The following is a 21,606-nucleotide window of genomic DNA, read 5'->3' as shown; positions in this document are numbered from 1 at the left end:
TAAGGCGGCGGGAGGTGAGGACGCGTTTGGGTTTAGGCGGCGGGAGGTGAGGACGCGTTTGGGTTTAGGCGGCAGGAGGTGAGGACGCGTTTTAGCCCATGATCGGCGAGCCGATGAAGGGGTCGACCGCCAGTGCGATGAACAGCAGGGTCAGGTAGCTGATGGAGCCGTGGAAGACCTTCATGGCGCCCTTGTCGGAGAGGTCCCCGCCCTGCGCCCGCTTGTACAGCGCATGGGATTCGTAAAGGAACCAGGCGCCGGCCAGCACGGCGACAGCGGTGTAGACCCAGCCTGCGTTGCCCGCCGGGATCATGAGCAGCGAGCACGCCACCATGGCCCAGGCGTACAGGACTACCTGCACGGACACGACGCGCGCGCCGGCAATGGCTCCGAGCATCGGCACGTTGGCGTTGCGGTAGTCCTCGCCGTACCGCATGGACAGGGGCCAGTAGTGCGGCGGGGTCCAGAGGAAGATCACCATGAACAGGATGAAGGCCGGCCACTCAACAGTGTTGGTGACGGCGGACCAGGCGATCAGCACGGGGAAGCAGCCCGCAGCGCCGCCCCAGACGATGTTCTGGGCTGTGCGGCGCTTAAGGATCATCGTGTAGATGACCACATAGAAGACGATGGCGCCCAGTCCGAGCCAGGCGGAAAGCGGGTTCGCGCCGAACCAGAGGATGGCGATGGCCGCGGCGCCCAGCAGCCAGGCGAAAACCAGGGCCTCGCGCGGCGTCACCTCGCCGGTCACCAGGGGGCGCTTTTCGGTGCGGTGCATCAGTTTGTCGATGTCGCGGTCGATGTAGCAGTTGAACGCACCGGCACTGCCCGCGGCAAAGGCACCGCCCACGAGGGTGGCCATGATGAGGCCGAGGGACGGGAAGCCGCGCTGCGCGTAGATCATTGTGGGCAGGGTGCTGACCAGCAGGAGTTCGATGACCCTGGGCTTGGTGAGTGCAAGGTACGCCTTCGCCTTGCGGGCTAGTCCGGCTCTTCCCTGGACCCGGGAAGAGGTCAGCGGCGTATCTGTTGTACTCACGTGGCAGTCACTCTGTTTCTGTCTGGCAGTTCATCTGATCAGTCTGGGTGGACTCATGGTCCCGACTCATCCCTCAACGGCTGTCGACGGGGCTGGCATCTATGCGCCTGAGTTCGCCCTGTCTGCCGGTGGCCTTCCGATATCATACCGCGGTCACGCATGGGTCGTTGGCATCGGCGTGTGACGGCAAATCACTGAAAATGATTCGTTCGCGCTTGCTTCAATCACATTAACGCAGCCTCACGGCACGACTGGTTCATAAAAGAGAAATTGCGTCCAACTGGTGAGATTTTGGCCGCCCGAAGTGTGGAATAGAGCTAAGCTGTCTGCAGATCAGCGCACGCTGGGAGACGGGCGAGAAACCGCATTCCACCCCGTCGGGCGACTGAATGAAGATCACGTTTCAATGGTGAACGGCTGGTAGACGTAAATTGCAGCGGGCACCAATATGCCCTGCTGCTGTGTGTCATTACCGTCCGCCGTTAACACAGAGAGGGGCCCGGTTTCGTGGCACATTTGAAAGAGCAAGAACTGACCTGGACCGATCTCGACAAGCGCGCCGTTGACACCGTGCGCGTCCTGGCCGCCGACGCCGTGGAAAAGGTGGGCAACGGTCACCCCGGCACGGCGATGAGCCTGGCACCGGCCGCGTACCTGCTGTTCCAGAAGCTGATGCGGCATGACCCGAAGAACCCGGACTGGATCGGCCGTGACCGGTTCATCCTCTCCCCCGGCCACTCCTCGCTGACGCTCTACATCCAGCTGTTCCTTTCCGGCTACGGCCTGGAACTGAAGGACCTCGAGGCGCTGCGCACCTGGGGCTCCCTGACCCCGGGCCACCCGGAATACAAGCACACCGCCGGTGTGGAAATCACCACCGGCCCGCTGGGCCAGGGCCTGGCGTCCTCGGTCGGCTTCGCCTACTCCCAGCGCCGCCAGCGCGGCCTGTTCGACGCCGATGCTCCCGCCGGCGAGAGCCCGTTCGACCACACCATCTGGGTCATCGCCTCCGACGGCGACCTCCAGGAAGGCGTGACCTCCGAGGCCTCCTCCCTCGCCGGCCACCAGGAGCTCGGCAACCTCGTTGTCATCTATGACGAGAACCACATCTCTATTGAGGACGACACCGACATCGCCTTCACGGAGGATGTCCTGAAGCGCTACGAGTCGTACGGCTGGCACACGCAGCGCGTTGACTGGACCAAGACCGGCGAGTACGTCGAGGATGTCCAGGAGCTGTACTCCGCGCTCCTCGCCGCCAAGGCTGAGACCTCCAAGCCGTCCATCATTTCGCTGCGCACCATCATCGGCTACCCGGCCCCCAAGAAGCAGAACACCGGCAAGATCCACGGCTCCGCCCTGGGCTCGGAAGAAGTTGCCGCACTGAAGAACGTCCTCGGCTTCGACCCGGAGAAGTCCTTCGAAGTCGACCAGGAAGTCCTGGCCCACGCCCGCGCCGTCGTTGACCGCGGTGCCCACGCCCGCAAGGAATGGGAAGAGTCCTTCTCAGCCTGGCAGTCGGCCAACCCGGAAGCCGCCGCCCTCCTCGAGCGCGTCGAAGCCCGCCAGCTGCCCGCAGAGCTCGACGGCGCCCTGCCGGTCTTCCCGGCCGGCAAGGACGTCTCCACCCGCGCCGCCTCCGGCAAGGTCCTGAACGCGATCGGCCCGGTCATGCCCGAACTCTGGGGCGGCTCCGCCGACCTCGCCGAGTCGAACAACACCACCATCGAGGGCTCGCCGTCGTTCATCCCGGCCTCCCGCTCCACCAATGCCTGGACCGGCAACCCCTACGGCCGCGTCCTGCACTTCGGTATCCGCGAGCACGCTGCCGCGTCGATCGTGAACGGCATCAGCCTGCACGGCAAGACCCGCGCGTTCTCCGGCACGTTCCTGATCTTCAGCGACTACCAGCGTCCCGCCATCCGCCTCTCCGCCCTCATGGGCGTGCCGTCCCTGTACGTCTGGACGCACGACTCCATCGGCCTGGGCGAAGACGGCCCCACCCACCAGCCGGTGGAACAGCTGGCGTCACTTCGCGCCATCCCGGGTCTCGACGTCGTCCGCCCGGGCGACGCCAACGAGGTGGCCGCGGCCTGGAAGACCATGCTGGAGAACCACGAGAACCCGGCCGGCATTGTCCTGACCCGCCAGAACATCCCCACCTACGAGCGTGGCGAAGGTGCAGCCGAGGGCGACACCTTCGCATCGACCGCCGGTGTCGCCAAGGGCGGTTACGTCCTGGCCGAGGCATCCAAGGACGGCAAGACCGTTGACGCCCAGGTCATCCTGATCGGCACCGGTTCCGAGGTCCAGCTGGCCGTCCAGGCCCGCGAGGCGCTGCAGGCCGAAGGCATCGCCGCCCGTGTGGTCTCCATGCCGTGCGTCGAGTGGTTCAACAAGCAGGACGCTGCTTACCACGAGTCGGTTCTGCCCGCGGCCATCAAGGCCCGCGTTTCCGTTGAGGCCGGCCTGTCCCAGGGCTGGCGCGAGTTCGTCGGCGACGCCGGCCGCTCCATCAGCCTTGAGCACTACGGCGCATCCGCCGACTACAAGCGACTGTTCCAGGAATTCGGCATCACGGCAGAGGCTGTCGCCGCCGCCGCCAAGGAATCCCTCGCCGGACTCCAGTCCTGACAGCACCCCACAGTTCAAGGAGATTAGAAATGACTAGCACTCCCACCAAGCAGCTTTCCGACGCCGGCGTTTCCATCTGGCTCGATGACCTCTCCCGCGGCCGCCTGAAGACCGGCACGCTGCAGAAGCTCATCGACGAGAAGAACGTCGTGGGTGTCACCACGAACCCGTCCATCTTCCACGCCGCGATCACCTCCGGCACGGACTACGACGCCGTTATCGCCAAGGAGGCCGCCGCCGGCGCCTCCATCGAGGAGACCATCTTCGAAATCACGACGACGGATGTCGCCGACGCGTGCGACCTGTTCGCCCCGATCGCCGCGGCAACCAACGGCGTGGACGGCCGCGTTTCCATCGAGGTGGACCCCCGCCTCGCCTGGGACACCGCCGGCACCATCGCCGAAGCAAAGCACCTTTACAAGAAGGTCAACCGCGACAACGTCCACATCAAGATCCCCGCGACCCTTGAGGGCCTGGAGGCCATCACCGCTGTCCTGGCCGAGGGCATCAGCGTCAATGTGACCCTGATCTTCTCGCTGGAGCGCTACCGGGCCGTCATCAACGCCTTCCAGTCCGGCCTGGAGCAGGCCAAGGAGAACGGCCACGACCTCTCCAAGATCCACTCCGTCGCCTCGTTCTTCGTTTCCCGCGTGGACACCGAAATCGACAAGCGCCTGGACGCGATCGGCACCGAGGAAGCCAAGGCACTGAAGGGCAAGGCCGGTGTTGCCAATGCCCGCCTGGCCTACCAGGTCTACGAGGAGCTGTTCGCCACCGAACGCTGGGCAGTCCTGGCCGAAGCCGGCGCCCTGCCGCAGCGTCCGCTGTGGGCCTCCACCGGCGTGAAGGACCCGGCTTACCCGGACACCCTCTACGTCACCGAACTGGTTGCCGCCGGCGTCGTGAACACCATGCCGGAGAAGACCCTGGATGCCACGTTCGACCACGGCGTGGTCACCGGCGACACCATCACCGGCGGCTACGATGAAGCGAACGCCACCCTCAACGCCCTCGATGCGCTCGGTGTGTCCTACAACGAGGTCGTCGCCCTGCTCGAATCCGAAGGCCTGGACAAGTTTGTGGCCAGCTGGAAGGAACTGCTGGCCGACGTCGAAGGCGCCCTCGCCACTGCACGGAAGGCTTCCTAGTCCACAATGAACACACTCAGCTACGACGCCACCGGTGCCGCCCGGAAGGCTCTTGAGCAGCACCTGTCCGCCCTCATTGAAGACCGCGTTGCCACGCGGATCTTCGCCAAGGACCATACCTTGTGGGGTCCGGACGCGGAGTCCGAGTCGGCCATCCGCCTGGGCTGGGTCGAGGCGGCCACCGTCTCGCGCTCCCTGGTGGACGGCATCCTGGAACTCCGTGATGCCCTGAAGGCCGAAGGGGTGACCCGGATCGTGCTGTGCGGCATGGGCGGTTCTTCCCTCGCTCCCGAAGTGATCGCCGGCACCGCTGGCGTCGAGCTGACTGTGCTGGACAGCACCGACCCCGAACAGGTCGGCGCTGCCCTTGCGGACCGTCTGGCGGAGACCGCGATCGTGGTGTCCTCGAAGTCCGGTTCCACCCTGGAAACCGATTCGCAGCGCCGGATCTTCGAGCAGGCGTTCACCGACGCCGGCATCGATGCCCGGAGCCGGATCATCGTGGTGACCGATCCCGGTTCCCCGCTGGACAAGGCATCGCGTGACGCCGGGTACCGCGCCGTGTTCAACGCAGACCCGAACGTGGGCGGCCGCTACTCGGCGCTGACCGCTTTCGGGCTGGTCCCCTCCGGCCTGGCGGGCGTGGACATCGCGGCCCTGCTGGATGAGGCGGAGGAAGCCGCCGAGGTCCTGAACGAGGACGCGCCCGAGAACATTGGCCTGGTCCTGGGTGCCGCCCTGGGCGGCACCAGCCCGCTGCGCGACAAGATCGTGATCGCGGAGGACGGCTCCGGCATCGTTGGCTTCGCTGACTGGGCCGAACAGCTCATCGCCGAGTCCACGGGCAAGCTCGGCACCGGCGTCCTGCCGGTGGTCGCCGGCCCGAACGCTCCCGAGGTCACCTCCGGCGCTGAAGACGTCCTGGTGGTCCGGCTGGTCAGCGCGGATGCCGACGTCGAACTTGGCGAGAACGAGGTGGCTATCGCCGGCGGCCTGGCCTCGCAGATGCTGGTGTGGGAATTCGCCACCGCGGTGGCCGGCCGCCTGCTGGGCATCAACCCGTTCGACCAGCCCGACGTCGAAGCCGCCAAGGTGGCTGCCCGCGGTCTGCTGGACGCGCAGCCGGAACCGACCCCTGCCAACTTCACCGACGGGGCCATTGAGGTCCGCGGCGGGGAATGGCTGGGCGGCGCCGCCACCGCCGCCGATGCTGTAGCTGCGCTGCTGGGACAGCTGGGCACCGACGGGTACCTGAGCGTCCAAGCGTACTTTGACCGTCTGGCCTACGCCCAGCTTGAGGGCGTCCGGGACGAACTCGCCGCCGTGAGCGGCCGTCCGGTCACGTTCGGCTGGGGTCCGCGGTTCCTGCACTCCACCGGCCAGTTCCACAAGGGCGGCCCCGCTATCGGCGTGTTCCTGCAGGTCACGGCCGCGTCCGCGACGGATCTGGCCATTCCGGAACGTCCGTTCACCTTCGGCGAGCTGATTGCGGCCCAGGCCGCCGGCGACGCCCAGGTGCTCAGCGAACACGGCCGGCCCGTCCTGCGCCTGCACCTGACCGACCGCGCAGCCGGCGTGGCCCAGCTGCAGGAGATTGTTTCCTCGCTGGCCAGCAAGGCAGCATCCGCCACTGAGAGCTAAGGCACCGATATCACCATGCCAGATACTTTGAACGGCAAAAGGCCAGCGGGCCGGTCCGGGAACCCCTTGCGGGATCCGCGCGACCGGCGGCTGAGCCGCATTGCCGGACCGTCCTCGCTTGTGCTCTTCGGAGTAACCGGGGACCTTGCCCGCAAAAAGCTCATGCCTGCCGTGTATGACCTCGCCAACCGTGGCCTGCTGCCGCCCAGCTTCGCGCTGGTGGGCTTTGGCCGGCGGGACTGGGATAACGAGGACTTCGCCGCCGAGGTGAAGGACGCGGTGACGTCCTACGCACGCACCCCCTTCGATGAGGCGGTCTGGAACCAGCTCTCCGAGGGCATCCGGTTCGTGCAGGGCGCGTTCGACGACGACGCCGCGTTTGAGCGGCTCGGCGAGACGATCAAGGAACTCGACGAAAACCGCGGCACCCGCGGGAACCACGCGTTCTACCTGTCGATCCCGCCGAAAGCGTTTGAGCAGGTCTGCCGCCAGCTGTCCAAGCACGGGCTGGCGCAGGCCGAGGGCGAAAAGTGGCGGCGCGTGGTGATCGAGAAGCCCTTCGGGCACGACCTCGAATCGGCGCGGAAGCTGAACGACATCGTCGAGTCGGTGTTCCCGCAGGACGCGGTGTTCCGGATCGACCACTACCTGGGCAAGGAAACGGTCCAGAACATCCTGGCTTTGCGTTTCGCGAACCAGCTGTTCGAACCGCTGTGGAACGCGAACTACGTGGATCATGTACAGATCACCATGGCCGAGGACATCGGTACCGGTGGCCGGGCAGGGTATTACGACGGCGTGGGCGCGGCCCGGGATGTGATCCAGAACCACTTGCTGCAGCTGCTGGCGCTGACCGCGATGGAGGAGCCGATTTCCTTCAACGCCGATGACCTGCGCGCGGAAAAGGAAAAAGTCCTGGCCGCCGTCCGGCTCCCGGAGGACCTCTCCACCCATTCAGCCCGCGGGCAGTTCGCCGGCGGCTGGCAGGGCGGGGAACAGGTCCTGGGCTACCTGGAGGAAGAAGGCATCCCGGCCGATTCGACCACCGAAACCTATGCCGCGATCCGGGTGGACATCAACACCAGGCGCTGGTCCGGCGTGCCGTTCTACCTCCGGGCCGGCAAGCGGCTGGGGCGGCGCGTCACGGAAATCGCTGTCGTGTTCAAACGCGCACCGAACCTGCTCTTCCGCGACCACGCCGATGACGACTTCGGGCAGAACGCCGTGGTGATCCGGGTCCAGCCTGACGAGGGCGCCACGATCCGGTTCGGCTCCAAGGTCCCCGGGACGCAGATGGAGGTCCGGGATGTGACCATGGACTTCGGCTACGGGCACTCCTTCACCGAGTCCAGCCCCGAAGCGTACGAGCGTCTGATCCTGGACGTGCTCCTGGGCGAGCCGCCACTGTTCCCGCGGCACGAGGAAGTGGAGCTGTCCTGGAAGATCCTGGACCCCTTCGAAGAGTACTGGGCCAGCCTGGGCGAACAGCCCGAGCCTTACGCGCCCGGCAGCTGGGGCCCCGCCTCCGCTGACGAGCTGCTAGCCCGCGACGGACGCACCTGGAGAAGGCCATGATTGTAGATCTTCCGAACACCACCACCTCCAAGGTCTCCAAGAAGATCCAGTCCCTGCGCGAGCAGGGCGGCGTGATTGCGCTCGGGCGGGTGCTCACCCTCGTGGTGGTCACCAAGTCCGGGCTCGAGGAGGAAGCGATCGAGGCGGCCAACGAGGCCAGCCGCGAACACCCCTGCCGGATCATCGTGCTCGCCGACGCCGGTTCCTCCGCACCGAACCGGCTCGACGCGCAGATCCGGGTGGGCGGGGACGCCGGCGCCTCCGAGGTCATCGTGCTGCGCGGCTACGGGGAACTCGCCGAGGAAAGCGAGTCCCTGGTCGCGGCGCTCCTGCTGCCCGACGCCCCGATCGTGGCGTGGTGGCCGCACGGTGCACCGAAGAACGCCTGTGAAACCTCGATCGGCCGCATCGCCCACCGGCGCATCACGGACTCCGCAAATGAGGCCGAGCCCCAGGTGGCGCTGGAGAACATCCGGAACACCTACAAGGCCGGCGACACCGACCTCGCCTGGACCCGCCTGACGAACTGGCGGATCCAGCTCGCCGCCGTCCTGGACCAGGTGGACTCCTCGCCCGTTACCGCCGTGGCGGTCGAAGGGGCCTCGGATTCGCCCAGCACCATCCTGCTCGCGGCCTGGCTGACCCTGTCCCTGGACGCGCCGGTCACGATCGTCGCCGACCCCGCCGGGACAGGCATCCGGCGGGTGCGGCTCACCCGCCCCGGCGGCGACGTCCAGCTCTTCCGCCCGGGACTCTCCGTGGCCGAACTGACCCAGCCCGGGCAGCCCGCACAGCGGATCTCCCTCCCCCGGCGCAGCCTCAAAGACTGCCTCGCCGAGGAACTCCGCCGCCTGGACCCCGACGAAGTCTTTGGCGAAGTGATTACTATTGGACTGCCACGTACAAATCTAAGGAGTGTCCGTCCCAGTGAGCGCTGAGCCCAGAGTAAGCATCCATCCTGATTCGTCTGTACTCATGGCCGCCATTGCGGCCCGCCTGATCACCAAACTCGTGGATGTGCAGGACCGATTCGGTGAAGCAACAGTGGTGCTTACCGGGGGCACGGTGGGCATCGGAACGCTGAAGGCCGTGGCTGATTCACCGGCCGCGCCGGCTGTGGACTGGGCGAAGGTGAACTTCTGGTGGGGCGATGAGCGGTTTGTCGGTTCCCAGGATCCGGACCGCAATGCGCTCCAGGCCCATGAGGCACTGCTGAAGCACATCGACGTTGACCCGGCGCGTGTCCACGTGCCCGGGTCCACGGATGACTTTGCGACTCCGGAACAGGCCGCGGAGGACTACGCACGCCGTTTGGGCGAGGCGGCAGCGGCCGAGCACGCCGCGGACGCTTCGGACGACCGGCCCGAGGAGCCGGGCCGGCTCCCCCGCTTCGACGTGGTCCTGCTGGGTGTGGGCCCGGACGCGCATGTGGCGTCCCTGTTCCCCGAACAGGGCGGCATCCGGGAGAAGCAGCTGACAGTGGTGGGCGTCCGCAACTCCCCCAAGCCCCCGCCCGAGCGCATCTCCCTGACGCTACCCGCGATCAACACGGCCGCCGAGGTGTGGATGGTCGTGGCAGGCGAGGACAAGGCAGGTGCCGTGGGCCTTGCCCTGGCCGGGGCCAACCCGGTGCAGGTCCCGGCGGCCGGTCCCGCAGGGCGGTCCCGGACGCTGTGGCTCATCGACGAAAACGCCGCCTCGCGTGTTCCTGAGCAGCTAGTCAGGAAGGCGCCGGCCGGCTCTTAGCCTTTGCAACGCTCCAGCCAGAACGTCTTCGGCGTCCTGGCTGGAGCGTCTTTCTTTAACGTATTCCAGATGGGTCTTGAAGCCTTCTTCCGGTGCTTCGCCGGGCAGCCCTGCGCCGGGGTTGCGCGACGCCGGCCGGCCACAATGGCGGCAGTCCCACACCTCCGGAATCTGGTCGTCCGGCAACTTAAGAAAAACAGGCCGCGTTTCATGTCCCATGGCGCACCAGTAGGAGACACAAATACGCGGCAGGGGCTCCCCGAGAGGATCATCGCCCTGGTTCTTCAGTCCGGCTCCTTGAATGACACCCACGCGGGTGCCACGGAATCCTGAAGAGGAATGCACCATGGGAACTCCCTCGCTACTAATGGCGGCGCTGCCGTTAGATCCGATAGGGACAGTTTAGTGCGGCGGCCGCCGTGACGGCAGGGAAAAGCCCGGCCCAATCAGGAGATGATCCTGATCGGGCCGGGCTTTCGTGTCAGACGGGGTGGGTGTGGGGTTTAGGAGTCAGCCACACCCGTGAACCGCATCAGCAAACCGAGGGCGATGATGACGACGCCCCAGGTGACACCGAGGATGATGGTGAATCTGTTGAGGTTGCGCTCAGCAACACCCGAGGACGCCAGGCCCGAGCTCATTCCACCGCCGAACATGTCCGACAGGCCACCGCCGCGTCCCTTGTGGAGCAGGATGAGCAGGGTCAGCAGAAGGCTGGTAATGCCCAGCAGGATCTGCAGGATCACATGAAGAACGTCCACGACGGCCTTTCCAAAGTAAGTGGATGCGGGAGCGTGCCAGAGGAACGGATCAGTCCGTTACGAGGTGGCTCTCGAACCTGACAATATTAGCAAACTCAGCGGGATCGAGGCTGGCGCCGCCCACCAGCACGCCGTCGACGTCGCGCTCCTTGAGGATTGCGGCGGCGTTGCTGGCCTTGACCGAACCGCCGTACAGGAGGCGGGCCTTGGCCGCTACGTCGGCGTCGAAAAGCTTGGTGAGCTCGGCGCGGATGGCAGCGCACATTTCCTGTGCGTCCTCCGGGCCTGCAACCTCGCCGGTGCCGATGGCCCAGACGGGCTCGTAGGCGACGACGAGCTGGGCTGCCTGCTCGGCGGTCAGGCCTTCGACGTCGGCGCGGAGCTGGTCCAGCGTGTGCTGGACGTGCGTGCCCGCCTGGCGGATCTCCAGGCCCTCGCCGACGCAGAGGACGGGGATGATGTCGTGGCGGTAGGCGGCCTTGACCTTGGCGTTGAGGACTTCGTCCGATTCACCGTGGACGGTGCGGCGTTCGCTGTGGCCCACGAGGACGTACTTGCAGCCGAGCTTGTTCAGGAACTGGCCGGAGATGTCGCCCGTGTAGGCGCCGGAGTCGAACTGGGACAGATCCTGGCCGCCGTAGGCGATATCGAGCTCATCGCCCTGCACGAGGGTCTGCACGCCGCGCAGGTCCGTGAAGGGCGGGAAGACGGCGGCTTCGACGCGGCTGTAGTCGTGCTTGGCGTCGGACAGTGTCCAGGCCAGCTTCTGCAGCAGGGTGATGCCCTGGACATGGTCCATGTTCATCTTCCAGTTGCCTGCGATCAAAGGCGTGCGGTCGAAGGTGCCGTTGGTTGACGTAGTCACGTGTTCTCCAATAGTGCCGGTCAAATGTGCTGATGATGTGAGCAGCCGGCAGGGCCCCTCCCCGCACCGCCGAGTGAAGTACGGTGTGCGGAGGATGCCCTGCCGGCTGGTGTGTCTGCTAGCGGTCCAGAACGCTCAGGCCGGGAAGTTCCTTGCCTTCGAGGTATTCCAGGCTGGCGCCGCCGCCGGTGGAAATGTGTCCGAACTGGTCATCGGCAAAGCCGAGGGTCCGCACGGCTGCCGCGGAGTCGCCGCCGCCGACGACGGTGAACGCGTCAGTTTCCGTCAGCGCCTGGGCGATGGCCCGGGTGCCTGCGGAGAACGCCTCAAACTCGAAGACGCCCATCGGCCCGTTCCAGAAGACGGTCTTGGCGGCCTTGATCTGTTCGGCAAACGCGCGGGCGGATTCGGGTCCGATGTCCAGGCCGATGCCCTGACCGCCAAAGCTGCTGCTTTCGATGGCGTCGGCGCTGACCGTTTCGTGGTCGGCGTCGGCTGCGAACTTGGCCGCGACCACGACGTCCGTGGGGATCACGAACCGGGTGCCGGCGTCGGCTGCGCGCTTGAGGTAGTCCTGGACGACCGGGATCTGGTCCTCTTCCAGCAGGCTGCCGGCCACCTTGTGGCCCGCGGCGGCCAGGAACGTGAAGAGCATGCCGCCGCCCACCAGGATGGTGTCAGCCTTGCCCAGCAGGTTGTCGATGACCGCGAGCTTGTCCGATACCTTCGAGCCGCCCAGAACCACCACGTAGGGGCGCTGGGTATCTGCTGTCAGCTTACGGAGGACGTCCACTTCGGTTCCCACAAGGTCGCCGAGGTAGGACGGCAGCCGGGTGGCGACGTCGTAAACGCTGGCGTGCTTGCGGTGAACGGCGCCAAAGGCGTCGTTCACGAACGCGCCGTTGTCACCGGTAAGCCCGACCAGCTCGTCCGCGAAGGAGCCGCGCTCGGCCTCGTCCTTGCTGGTCTCGCGTGCATCGAACCGCACGTTCTCGAGCACCAGGACCTGGCCGTCCTGCAGCGCAGCCGCCTTTTCCTTAGCGGAAGGTCCTGCCGTGTCCTCCGCGAGGGAGACCGGGAAGGAGGCCAGCTCGGCCAGGCGCGCGACCGCCGGCTTGAGCGAGTACTTGTCTTCAGGGGCGCCCTTGGGGCGGCCGAGGTGGGCTGTAACCAGCACGCGGGCACCGGCGTCCGTGAGCTTTCCCAGCACTGGCAGTGAGGCCCGGATGCGGCCGTCGTCAGTCACTGTAGAGCCGTCGAGCGGCACATTCAGGTCACTTCGAACCAGAATGTACCGCCCGCGGACACCTTCAGCGATCAGTTCGTTGAGGGTGTGAGATGTCATGTAGCTAACCCTAGCCCAGCTTTGCCGCTACAAGCTCCGTAAGGTCCACGAGGCGGTTTGAGTAGCCCCATTCGTTGTCATACCACGACACAACCTTGACCTGGTTGCCAATGACCTTGGTCAAACCGGAGTCAAAGATGGACGATGCGGGGTCGCCGACGATGTCCGAGGACACGATCGGGGCGTCCGTGTAGGTCAGGATGCCCTGCCACTCGTCGGACTCGGCGGCCTTCTTGAGCGCGGCGTTGACTTCCTCGACGGTGGTCTCGCGGGAAACCGTGACGGTGAGGTCGGTGGCGGAGCCGGTGGGGACCGGAACGCGGATGGCGTAGCCGTCCAGCTTGCCCTTGAGTTCCGGCAGGACCAGGCCGATGGCCTTGGCGGCGCCGGTGGAGGTGGGAACCATGTTGATGGCGGCGGCGCGGGCACGGCGGAGGTCGTTGTGCGGGCCGTCCTGCAGGTTCTGGTCAGCGGTGTAGGCGTGGACCGTGGTCATCAGGCCGCGTTCGATGCCGAAGTTGTCGTTGACCACCTTGGCCAGCGGGCCGAGGCAGTTGGTGGTGCAGGAAGCGTTGGAGATGATGTGGTGCTTCTCGTTGTCGTACAGGCCGTCGTTCACGCCCATCACGATGGTGATGTCCTCGTCCGAGGCGGGGGCGGAGATCAGGACCTTCTTGGCGCCGGCCTCAATGTGCTTCTTGGCGGCAGCGGCCTTGGTGAAGAAACCGGTGGACTCGATGACGATGTCGACGCCGAGGTCCTTCCAGGGCAGGTTGGCGGGATCACGCTCAGCGAGGACCTTGATGGCGTTGCCGTTGACGACGAGGTTGCCTTCCTTCACCTCAATGGTCTCGGCCAGGCGTCCGCCGACGGAGTCGTACTTGAGCAGGTGGGCCAGCGCTTCGGGGCTGGTGAGGTCGTTGACGGCTACGATCTCGAGGTCCGCACCCTGTGCCAGTGCTGCGCGGAAGTAGTTGCGGCCGATCCGGCCAAAGCCGTTGATACCAATACGGGTCGTCACTTTTCAATCTCCTTTGTGCTTGGGTAGCACAACTAGTTGAGCGGGCTTTCAAGCCAGCTAACAGATCCCGCACGCCATTGGGCAAGATATTTTTCAGATCGGAGGGCGACCAGCCTCATTGCTGAAGGCTAACCGCCTTCCGTGATCTATCTTACGTTTAAGTTGGTCTGCCCCCGCAAGTGCGGGGGCAGACCGTCCAAGATTTGGCCGTAATGACGCCGAATGTGAGCTTTGTTACAGCGATGTGTACTTCCAGTCACACATTCAGGTATTGCGCTTAAAGCGTGATGAGGCCGGTTGCGTTGGCGCGTGCCGCAGCGAAGCGGGCCGACACGTCGGCCCAGTTAACGATGTTCCAAAACGCCTTGACGTAGTCGGCCTTGACGTTGACGTAGTCCAGGTAGAAGGCGTGCTCCCACATGTCCAGCATCAGCAGCGGGGTGGTGCCCAGCGCGACGTTTCCCTGCTGGTCGTAGAGCTGCTCGATGACGAGGTTGCCACCGATGGGCTCGTAGGCCAGGAAGCCCCAGCCCGAGCCCTGCAGGCCCAGGGCGGCTGCGGAGAACTGGGCACGGAAGGCATCAAACGAACCGAAGGCGTCGTCGATGGCGGCGGCCAGCTCACCTTCAGGCTTGTCGCCTCCGTCCGGGGAGAGGTTGTTCCAGAACACGGAGTGGTTGATGTGGCCGCCGGTGTGGAAGGCCAGGTCCTTGGAAAGCCGGTTGATGTTGGCGAAGTCGCCCTTTTCGCGTGCCTCGGCCAGCTGGGCCAGCGCGTTGTTCGCGCCCGTCACGTACGCGGCGTGGTGCTTGCTGTGGTGCAGCTCCATGATCCGTGCAGAGATGTGGGGCTCGAGCGCTGCGTAGTCGTAGCTGAGCTCGGGCAGAACGTACTCGGTCACAAAATCCTCCAATGTCGTGGACAGGTTGTCCGGTTTTGCTAACTCTCGGATTGTGCATCCCGGATGACGCGTCATCCGGAAAACTCCGGTGGCGGCAATGTCCCCCACCTGGTCTTGATTCTATGGGCGCCGCTTACTCGTCCAGCATTTCCGGCGTCACATTGGCATCCGTGCCCGGGATACCAAGATCCGCGGCACGTTTGTCCGCCATCGCCAGCAGCCTGCGGATGCGGCCGGCGATGGCGTCCTTGGTCATGGGCGGATCGGCGAGACGGCCAAGTTCATCAAGACTGGCCTGCTTATGGGCGACCCTGAGCTCACCGGCGTACTTGAGGTGGTCCGGGACGTCGTCACCGAGGATCTCCAGGGCGCGGTCCACCCGGGCACCCGCAGCCACGGCGGCCTGCGCGGAGCGCCGGAGGTTGGCGTCGTCGAAGTTGGCGAGACGGTTCGCGGTGGCCCGCACTTCCTTGCGCATGCGCCGCTCCTCCCAGACCATGAGGGCGTCGTGGGCGCCCATCCGGGTAAGCAGCGCGGCGATGGTGTCGCCGTCGCGGATCACCACGCGGTCAACTCCCCTGACCTCACGGGCTTTCGCCTGGATCCCGAGCCGGCGTGCCGCGCCGACGAGGGCGAGGGCTGATTCCGGCCCGGGGCAGGTAACCTCCATGGCCGAGGAACGGCCGGGTTCAGTGAGGGAGCCGTGCGCCAGGAAAGCGCCGCGCCACACCGCTTCGGCGTCGGCGGCTGAGCCATTGACGACGACGGACGGCAGCCCGCGCACAGGCCGCCCCCTGCCGTCGAGGAGACCCGTCTGCCGGGCCAGTGCCTCGCCGTCGCGGACGACGCGGACCACGTAGCGGCTGCCGCGGCGCAGGCCGCTGCCGGACACGACAATGATCTCGCTCTGGTGCCCGTAGACCTCGGCGATCGCGGCGCGCAGGCGCCGGGCGGTGGAGGCCAGGTCGACCTCTGCCTCGATGACAATCCGGCCGGAGATGATGTGCAGTCCCCCGGCGAACCGGAGCATGGCCGAGACCTCAGCCTTGCGGACTGATGACTTCTTGATATCCAGGCGGGAGAGTTCTTCCTTGACTGATGCTGTCAGTGCCATGGCACCTTTCCTAACTGTTCCCGAAAATATCCTGGTAGGCCGTAGCCAGCCGCAAGGGATCGTGGACCGGACGCCGGCCCGAAGCCCCTACTCTACCCAAGACAACCTCGGCACCGATCATCCCGGCGGCCCGCTCAAACTCGGCAAGGTCCGAAACCGACGCGGGGTCCGCGAGCACCACGTCCGCATTGAACTCGGGTGCATACTCACGCAGGACGTGGAGGTGGTCCGCGGCGGACATGCCGGATGTTTCCTTGGTGTCCATGGCGAGGTTCATCGTGAGGCAGCGCTTGGCTGGCGTGTCGCAGAGCGCCTGCCGCATTTCCGGCAGCAGCAGGTGGGGCAGCACGGACGTGTACCAGGAGCCCGGGCCCAGCACGACCCAGTCGGCGAGCTCAATCGCGGTCAACGCCTCAACGCACGCGGGTGCCTGTCCGGGCAGCAGCCGGACGCTCTCCAGGGATCCGGCCACGGCACAGCGTGCCTGGCCCGTGATGGTGGTGAGGGTGCTGGTGCCATCCGGGGCGGTCACGCGCACGTCGCCTTCGATGGTGAGCGGAACGGTGGACATGGGCAGCACCTGGCCGCGCGCACCGAGGAGGGCACCGGCCCACTTCAGGCCCGCCACGGCGTCGCCGAGAAGCTCCCAGAGCGTAACGATCAGCAGGTTGCCCATGGCGTGCTCGTCCAGGGAAGCACCGCCGCGGGCGGACCGGAAGCGGTGCTGCATCACGTCGCGCCACGTGCGCCCCCAGTCCGTGTCATCGCAGAGGGCGGACAGCGCCATCCGGAGATCACCGGGCGGGAGGACGCCGTACTCCTCGCGGAGACGGCCGGAGGAACCGCCGTCGTCCGCCACGGTGACCACCGCGGTCAGCTCGGACGTCAGCAGCCGCAGCGCGGAGAGGGAGGCCGACAGGCCGTGGCCGCCGCCGAGCGCGACGACGGTGGGTCCCTTGGCCTGTTGGGAACCGGTCAGGCCGGCCGGCGGAATCAGGGGCAGCGGGCCGGTAAGAACACCCATTACTCGCGGCCCAGGTCCCGGTGGGTCGTCGTCACGGTCACCCGCGGATATTGCGCGAGCCGTTTGGAGAGCTCCATGGCCACGGCCACGGAGCGGTGCTTGCCGCCCGTGCAGCCGACGGCGATGGTGGCGTAGTGCTTGTTCTCCCGCCGGTACCCCTCGAGGACGGGTTCCAGGGCATGGACGTAGCGTTCCACGAAGTTCGGAACGCCCTCGGCGCCCAGGACGTAGTCGCTGACGTCCTGGTCCAGGCCGGTGTGCGGCCGGAGCGCCGGCACCCAGTGCGGGTTCGGGATGAACCGGACATCGGCCACGTAGTTCGCGTCGACGGGAAGGCCGTACTTGAAGCCGAAGCTCATGATGTTCAGGCGGATCGCGATGGGGCCCGTCTCGGTGAAGAGTTCGGTGATGGCCGTGGCGAGCCCGTGCACGTTCAGGGCCGAGGTGTCCAGGACCAGGTCCGAGGAGTCGCGCAGCTCCTTGAGGACTTCACGCTCCGCGGCGATGCCGTCAAGGATCCTGCCGCCGGCCTGCAGCGGGTGCGGGCGCCGGCCCTGCTCGAAGCGCCGCACCAGGACGTCGTCGCTGGCATCGAGGAACAGGACCCGGAAGGTGACGCCGCTGGCCTCGAGCGCCCGCAGCGCCGCGCGGATATCCGCGAACAGGGCCTTGCTGCGCACATCCATGACCACGGCCAGCTTCGGGATGGACTGCGGGGCGTGCGACACCAGTTCGGCGAGGGTCCCCAGCATCTGCGGCGGCAGGTTCTCGACGACGTACCAGCCGTGGTCCTCCAGTGCATCGGAGGCGGTGCTGCGGCCGGCACCGGACATCCCGGTCACGATGAGCAGTTCCGCTTCGGCGGGCTTGACCGGTGTCAGGCCGTCCTCTTCCGTGCTGGACTCCGCCGTCGACTCTGCCATTGATTCCAGCCTCATTCCTGCTGTTGCCTCCCGCGTGCAGTTCCTGCGCGGATGCTGTTTGCGGCACACGCCGATTTCCCGTACTTACCCTAACGAAGTTTCCGGGCGCGGGCTAAGTTTCGAGCACTTCCCCGGTGGTCATGTTGATCGCCGGAACGGTATCCTCCGATCCACCGCCGGCGCCGCCTGGACTGAAGTGCGTGACGATGGCTGCGGCCAGCGCCGGCCCAATGCCTTTGGCGGCCGTCAGTTCCTCAGCGGTTGCCGCTTTGATCTTCTTGACGGAGCCAAAGTGGGCGAGCAGCGCCTTGCGCTTGGACTCGCCCAGGCCGGGCACGCCGTCGAGCGCGGAGACGGTCATGGCCTTGCCGCGCTTTTGCCGGTGGAAGGAGATGGCGAACCTGTGGGCCTCGTCGCGGATGCGCTGGAGCATGTAGAGGCCCTGGGAGGAGCGCGGCAGGATGACCGGGAAGTCGCTGTCCGGAAGCCAGACCTCCTCGAGCCGCTTCGCGAGCCCCACAACATAGACGTCATCGATGCCCAGCGATTCGAGGGCACGGGCCGCCGCATTCACCTGGGGCTTGCCGCCGTCGACCACCACGAGGTTGGGCGGATAGGCGAACTTGGCTTTGGGGGCGGGGGTGGTGGTGTCAGTCAGTGCGGCGTCTGCGCTGGTTCCGCGGGCGGCCTGCCCGCCGCCGGCAGATGCTGCGGTGGCAGCAGATGGACCGGCGCCAACGGATGCCGGGATGGCCGGGCCTGCCGGGGTGGCAACCAGCTCTGCCGCTTCGACCTGGGCGGTCTTGTCCACGAGGTAGTGCCGGAAGCGGCGCGTGAGCACATCGTGCATGGCGGCTGTATCGTCCGTGGCCGCGGCGCCGGTGATGGAGAACTTCCGGTAGTCGGACTTCTTGGGCAGCCCGTCCTCCACCACCACCATGGAGGCCACCACGTTGGTGCCCTGGACATGCGATACGTCGTAGCATTCGATGCGCAGCAGCGGAACGGGGAGCTCCAGCGCCTCCTGGAGTTCCTGCAGCGCCTGCGACCGGACAGTCAGGTCGCCCGCGCGCCGGGTCTTGTGGAGCCGGAGGGCGTGCTCGGCGTTTTCCCGGACCGTGGACATCAGTGCGGCCTTGTCCCCGCGCTGCGGGACCCGGATGTCCACCTTGGCCCCGCGGATACCGCCGAGCCACGACGCCAGATCCTGCGCATTGCTCGGTTCCACCGGCACCAGGACTTCGCGGGGAAGCCGGCCCTGGATCTCGGCGTCCTCGCCGTAGACCTGCTGGAGGAGGTGTTCGACGAGGTCGGGGGTGGTGAAGTCTTCGACCTTTTCCACCACCCAGCCGCGCTGGCCGCGGACCCGCCCGCCCCGGACGTGGAAGACCTGCACGGCGGCTTCGAGCTCGTCCTCGTGCAGGGCGAAAACGTCAGCATCGGTGTCCTCCGCGAGCACCACGGCGTTCCGCTCGAAGACCTTCTTGAGGGCGGTGATGTCGTCCCGCAGGCGGGCGGCGCGTTCGTAGTCGAGAATGGCGACGGCGGCGCCCATCTCCTTTTCGAGGCGGGAGATGAACCGCTTGGCCTCGCCTCCCATGAAGGCACAGAAGTCCTCGGCCAGGGCGCGGTGCTCCTCGGGCGTGACACGGCCAACGCACGGAGCCGAGCATTTGTCGATGTAGCCCAGCAGGCATGGCCGGCCGCTGGCCTGGGCACGCTTCAGCACACCCGCGCTGCAGCTGCGCACCGGGAAGACCCGCAGCAGGGTGTCCATGGTTTCCCGGATGGCGCCGGCCGTGTAGGGACCGAAGTAGCGGGTGCCCTTGCGCCGTTCCCCGCGCATGACCTGCACGCGCGGCAGCTTTTCGCCCATGGTGACGGCCAGGTAAGGGTAGGTCTTGTCGTCCCGGAACACCACGTTGAACCGCGGCTTGAATTCCTTGATCCAGGTGTATTCGAGCTGCAGGGATTCCAGCTCGCTGCCCACCACGGTCCACTCGACGCTGCTGGCGGCGTACACCATGGCGTGCGTCTTCGGCAGGAGCCCTGCCGGGTTGGCGAAGTAAGAGTTCAGGCGCGAGCGGAGGTTCTTGGCCTTGCCGACATAGATGACCCGCCCATGGGGATCCCTGAACCTGTAAACACCCGGATTGGTCGGAATCTCGCCCGTCTGGGGTCTATAACTCGATGGATCTGCCACGTTTCCAGTCTACTGAGCTGAGGAGCTGCTATTTGCCGCCGCGCACTGGGGGCGTCCGCCGCCGTCGCCCCGCCCCGCCGGCTGGGTCGCTTCCGCCTACTCGATGACCTTGCTCTGGTTGTAGCTGGTGGAGCGCTGCTGGCCGCTGAGTTCGGCGATGGCGTCCATGATCTTGTCGGTCACCTGCCGCCGGGCAGGGAGCGAATGGTCGGGGCCGGTCTTGTCGAAGTAGAGCGGCTCCCCCACCTTCATGGTGAAGTGCTGGGGCTTGACGGCGTTGCGGCCGGCCGGCTGCAGCTTCTCGGTGCCGATCAGCCCCACCGGGATAACCGGGGCGCCCGTGGTGAGGGCCAGCCAGCCGACGCCGGTACGGCCGCGGTACAGGATCCCGTCACGGGAGCGGGTGCCCTCGGGGTAGATGCCGATGCCCCTGCCGTCCTCGAGGATGTCCAGGAGGGTCTTGAGGGCCTGCACGCTCGCGGCCTGCTCACCGCGCTCCACCGGTATGGAACCCACGGCAGTGAAGAAGGACTTCATCAGGCGGCCCTTGAAGCCCTTCGTGGTGAAGTACTCGGCCTTGGCGAAGAACGCCACGGGCCGGGGCATGAGCGCCTGGACAATCACGCTGTCCAGGAAGGACAGGTGGTTGGGCGCCACAATGAACGGTCCGCTCTTGGGCACATTCTCCAGCCCGATCACGGTAGGACGGCAGCTGCCGGAAATGAGGGTGCGGGTGGTCCAGCGGACTCCGTCAAACAGCTCCATCGTTGCGCACCTCGCTCATGGCTGCCGTTCGGACGCTCTCCAGCTCCTCCACCTTGGCCTGCAGGCCGGCGGTGTCGTGCACGACGGCCACGGCTCCCGCTTCCTCCAGTTCGCCGTCGGGCGCAAAACCCCAGCTGACGCCGATGCAGTCGAGCCCGTTGGCCAGCGCTCCGGCCACGTCCTGCGCACGGTCGCCCACCATCACTGCGTGCTGCGTGTGCAGGGACGTCATGGCGGCGGCGATGATGCCGCTCTTGCCGACCGGGCCGGCCGCAGCCGCGGTCTCATCCGCAGCCGACCCCTTGATGGTGAGGAACCTGCGGGCAATCCTGTGGTGTTCCAGCACGATGTGCGCCAGGGCTTCCGGCTTCTGCGTCGCCACCGCCACCGGCCGGCCCGCCTCCACATATTCGTCCAGCAGCTCGACGATGCCGGGGTACAGCCGGCTCTGGGCGATGCCGACATCGAGGTAGTGCATCCGGTAGGTCCGGATGACCGCTTTGAGCATGGCCGGAGGAACGGCCGCGACATTCAGCAGGGAGTCGCTCAGCTTAGGGCCCACCATGGCGTCGAGGAGGTCCTGGCTGGGGACAGCGAGTCCATGTTCCCTGAGGGCGGCGGCAATTCCGTCTGTAATCCCGCCGGCCGGATCGACAAGAGTGCCGTCCAGGTCGAAGATCACGGGCACTGTTGTTGAAGTCACCGGCTTAGTTTCTCACGATGGCACGCCTGCTCAAACTCGTATACCGCTGCAGGCATATTTCCGCTTCCACTGCGGAGTTTTTGTCCACTTGTCGCGACTTCCAGGGCACCGGGCGGCCAATAACTGTACAAAAACTCTAAAGGAACGGAGGACGACGGCGGGACGCGGGAAGCAGCGGAGGCCCGCCAGATGCTCTGG

General features: G+C 66.3%; 19 protein-coding genes. 6 read left to right on the top strand and 13 right to left on the bottom strand.

All coding sequences use genetic code 11. From position 1 onward, the window contains the following. Positions 1 to 91: 91 nt before the first annotated feature. Entirely contained in the window at positions 92 to 1,039 is a 948-nt protein-coding gene (locus ACFUTU_RS18015) for a heme o synthase (protein WP_377966720.1), read from the bottom strand. 516 nt (positions 1,040 to 1,555) lie between these two features. Between ACFUTU_RS18015 and tkt the strand changes: the two genes are divergently transcribed. From tkt to pgl, 6 genes are read left to right on the top strand one after another with little or no spacing between them, the layout of a single operon-like run. Then, a complete protein-coding gene (gene tkt / locus ACFUTU_RS18010; RefSeq protein WP_377966739.1) occupies positions 1,556 to 3,673 on the top strand; it encodes a transketolase in 2,118 nt (705 codons plus the stop codon). A 29-nt stretch (positions 3,674 to 3,702) separates the two neighbouring features. Next, positions 3,703 to 4,821 carry a transaldolase gene (gene tal / locus ACFUTU_RS18005; RefSeq protein WP_377966718.1) on the top strand — a complete coding sequence of 373 codons (1,119 nt, stop codon included), beginning with the start codon at positions 3,703 to 3,705 and terminating at the stop codon, positions 4,819 to 4,821. 6 nt (positions 4,822 to 4,827) lie between these two features. Next, positions 4,828 to 6,462, top strand: a complete 1,635-nt coding sequence (locus tag ACFUTU_RS18000) for a glucose-6-phosphate isomerase (RefSeq protein WP_377966716.1) — start codon at positions 4,828 to 4,830, stop codon at positions 6,460 to 6,462. Between the two features lie 15 nt (positions 6,463 to 6,477). Continuing rightward, positions 6,478 to 8,037, top strand: coding sequence for a glucose-6-phosphate dehydrogenase (zwf, locus tag ACFUTU_RS17995; RefSeq protein ID WP_377966714.1), 1,560 nt, complete (start codon positions 6,478 to 6,480; stop codon positions 8,035 to 8,037). Beyond that, positions 8,034 to 8,975, top strand: coding sequence for a glucose-6-phosphate dehydrogenase assembly protein OpcA (locus ACFUTU_RS17990; RefSeq protein ID WP_377966712.1), 942 nt, complete (start codon positions 8,034 to 8,036; stop codon positions 8,973 to 8,975). The genes zwf and ACFUTU_RS17990 overlap by 4 nt, the downstream gene beginning before the upstream one ends. After that, positions 8,965 to 9,783 (top strand): 6-phosphogluconolactonase, encoded by an 819-nt coding sequence (gene pgl / locus ACFUTU_RS17985; protein WP_377966710.1) that lies wholly within the window; start codon positions 8,965 to 8,967, stop codon positions 9,781 to 9,783. Before ACFUTU_RS17990 ends, pgl begins: the two co-directional genes overlap by 11 nt. Here the strand turns inward: pgl and ACFUTU_RS17980 are convergent. The 12 genes from ACFUTU_RS17980 to ACFUTU_RS17925 form a co-directional block, all read right to left on the bottom strand. Next, positions 9,754 to 10,131 carry an RNA polymerase-binding protein RbpA gene (locus tag ACFUTU_RS17980; RefSeq protein ID WP_377966708.1) on the bottom strand — a complete coding sequence of 126 codons (378 nt, stop codon included), beginning with the start codon at positions 10,129 to 10,131 and terminating at the stop codon, positions 9,754 to 9,756. The genes pgl and ACFUTU_RS17980 overlap by 30 nt on opposite strands. 155 nt (positions 10,132 to 10,286) lie before the next feature. Beyond that, positions 10,287 to 10,544, bottom strand: coding sequence for a preprotein translocase subunit SecG (secG, locus tag ACFUTU_RS17975; protein WP_306923517.1), 258 nt, complete (start codon positions 10,542 to 10,544; stop codon positions 10,287 to 10,289). Between the two features lie 49 nt (positions 10,545 to 10,593). Then, the gene (gene tpiA, locus ACFUTU_RS17970; protein WP_377966706.1) at positions 10,594 to 11,409 is read right to left on the bottom strand and encodes a triose-phosphate isomerase; all 816 of its coding nucleotides are present in this window, start codon (positions 11,407 to 11,409) and stop codon (positions 10,594 to 10,596) included. A 118-nt stretch (positions 11,410 to 11,527) separates the two neighbouring features. Beyond that, positions 11,528 to 12,754, bottom strand: a complete 1,227-nt coding sequence (locus ACFUTU_RS17965) for a phosphoglycerate kinase (protein WP_377966704.1) — start codon at positions 12,752 to 12,754, stop codon at positions 11,528 to 11,530. Positions 12,755 to 12,764: 10 nt separating this feature from the next. Next, positions 12,765 to 13,775 carry a type I glyceraldehyde-3-phosphate dehydrogenase gene (gene gap, locus ACFUTU_RS17960; RefSeq protein WP_377966702.1) on the bottom strand — a complete coding sequence of 337 codons (1,011 nt, stop codon included), beginning with the start codon at positions 13,773 to 13,775 and terminating at the stop codon, positions 12,765 to 12,767. Positions 13,776 to 14,052: 277 nt separating this feature from the next. Then, positions 14,053 to 14,676 (bottom strand): superoxide dismutase, encoded by a 624-nt coding sequence (locus ACFUTU_RS17955; protein ID WP_003805561.1) that lies wholly within the window; start codon positions 14,674 to 14,676, stop codon positions 14,053 to 14,055. A 133-nt stretch (positions 14,677 to 14,809) separates the two neighbouring features. Further along, entirely contained in the window at positions 14,810 to 15,790 is a 981-nt protein-coding gene (gene whiA / locus ACFUTU_RS17950; protein WP_377966700.1) for a DNA-binding protein WhiA, read from the bottom strand. Positions 15,791 to 15,800: 10 nt separating this feature from the next. Continuing rightward, positions 15,801 to 16,814, bottom strand: a complete 1,014-nt coding sequence (gene yvcK, locus ACFUTU_RS17945; RefSeq protein WP_377966698.1) for a uridine diphosphate-N-acetylglucosamine-binding protein YvcK — start codon at positions 16,812 to 16,814, stop codon at positions 15,801 to 15,803. Beyond that, positions 16,814 to 17,737: an RNase adapter RapZ gene (gene rapZ, locus ACFUTU_RS17940; RefSeq protein WP_076803889.1), complete on the bottom strand. Its 924-nt coding sequence runs from the start codon at positions 17,735 to 17,737 to the stop codon at positions 16,814 to 16,816. The genes yvcK and rapZ overlap by 1 nt, the downstream gene beginning before the upstream one ends. A gap of 112 nt (positions 17,738 to 17,849) precedes the next feature. Then, positions 17,850 to 19,940, bottom strand: a complete 2,091-nt coding sequence (uvrC, locus tag ACFUTU_RS17935) for an excinuclease ABC subunit UvrC (RefSeq protein WP_377966696.1) — start codon at positions 19,938 to 19,940, stop codon at positions 17,850 to 17,852. Positions 19,941 to 20,036: 96 nt separating this feature from the next. Next, positions 20,037 to 20,705, bottom strand: a complete 669-nt coding sequence (locus ACFUTU_RS17930; protein WP_377966694.1) for a lysophospholipid acyltransferase family protein — start codon at positions 20,703 to 20,705, stop codon at positions 20,037 to 20,039. Further along, positions 20,692 to 21,408: an HAD hydrolase-like protein gene (locus ACFUTU_RS17925; protein WP_377966692.1), complete on the bottom strand. Its 717-nt coding sequence runs from the start codon at positions 21,406 to 21,408 to the stop codon at positions 20,692 to 20,694. Before ACFUTU_RS17925 ends, ACFUTU_RS17930 begins: the two co-directional genes overlap by 14 nt. Positions 21,409 to 21,606 lie beyond the last annotated feature (198 nt).

Source organism: Arthrobacter sp. NPDC057388 (genome assembly GCF_042668165.1).
Lineage (GTDB): Bacteria > Actinomycetota > Actinomycetes > Actinomycetales > Micrococcaceae > Arthrobacter.
This window is presented reverse-complemented; position numbering and strand designations above follow the sequence as displayed.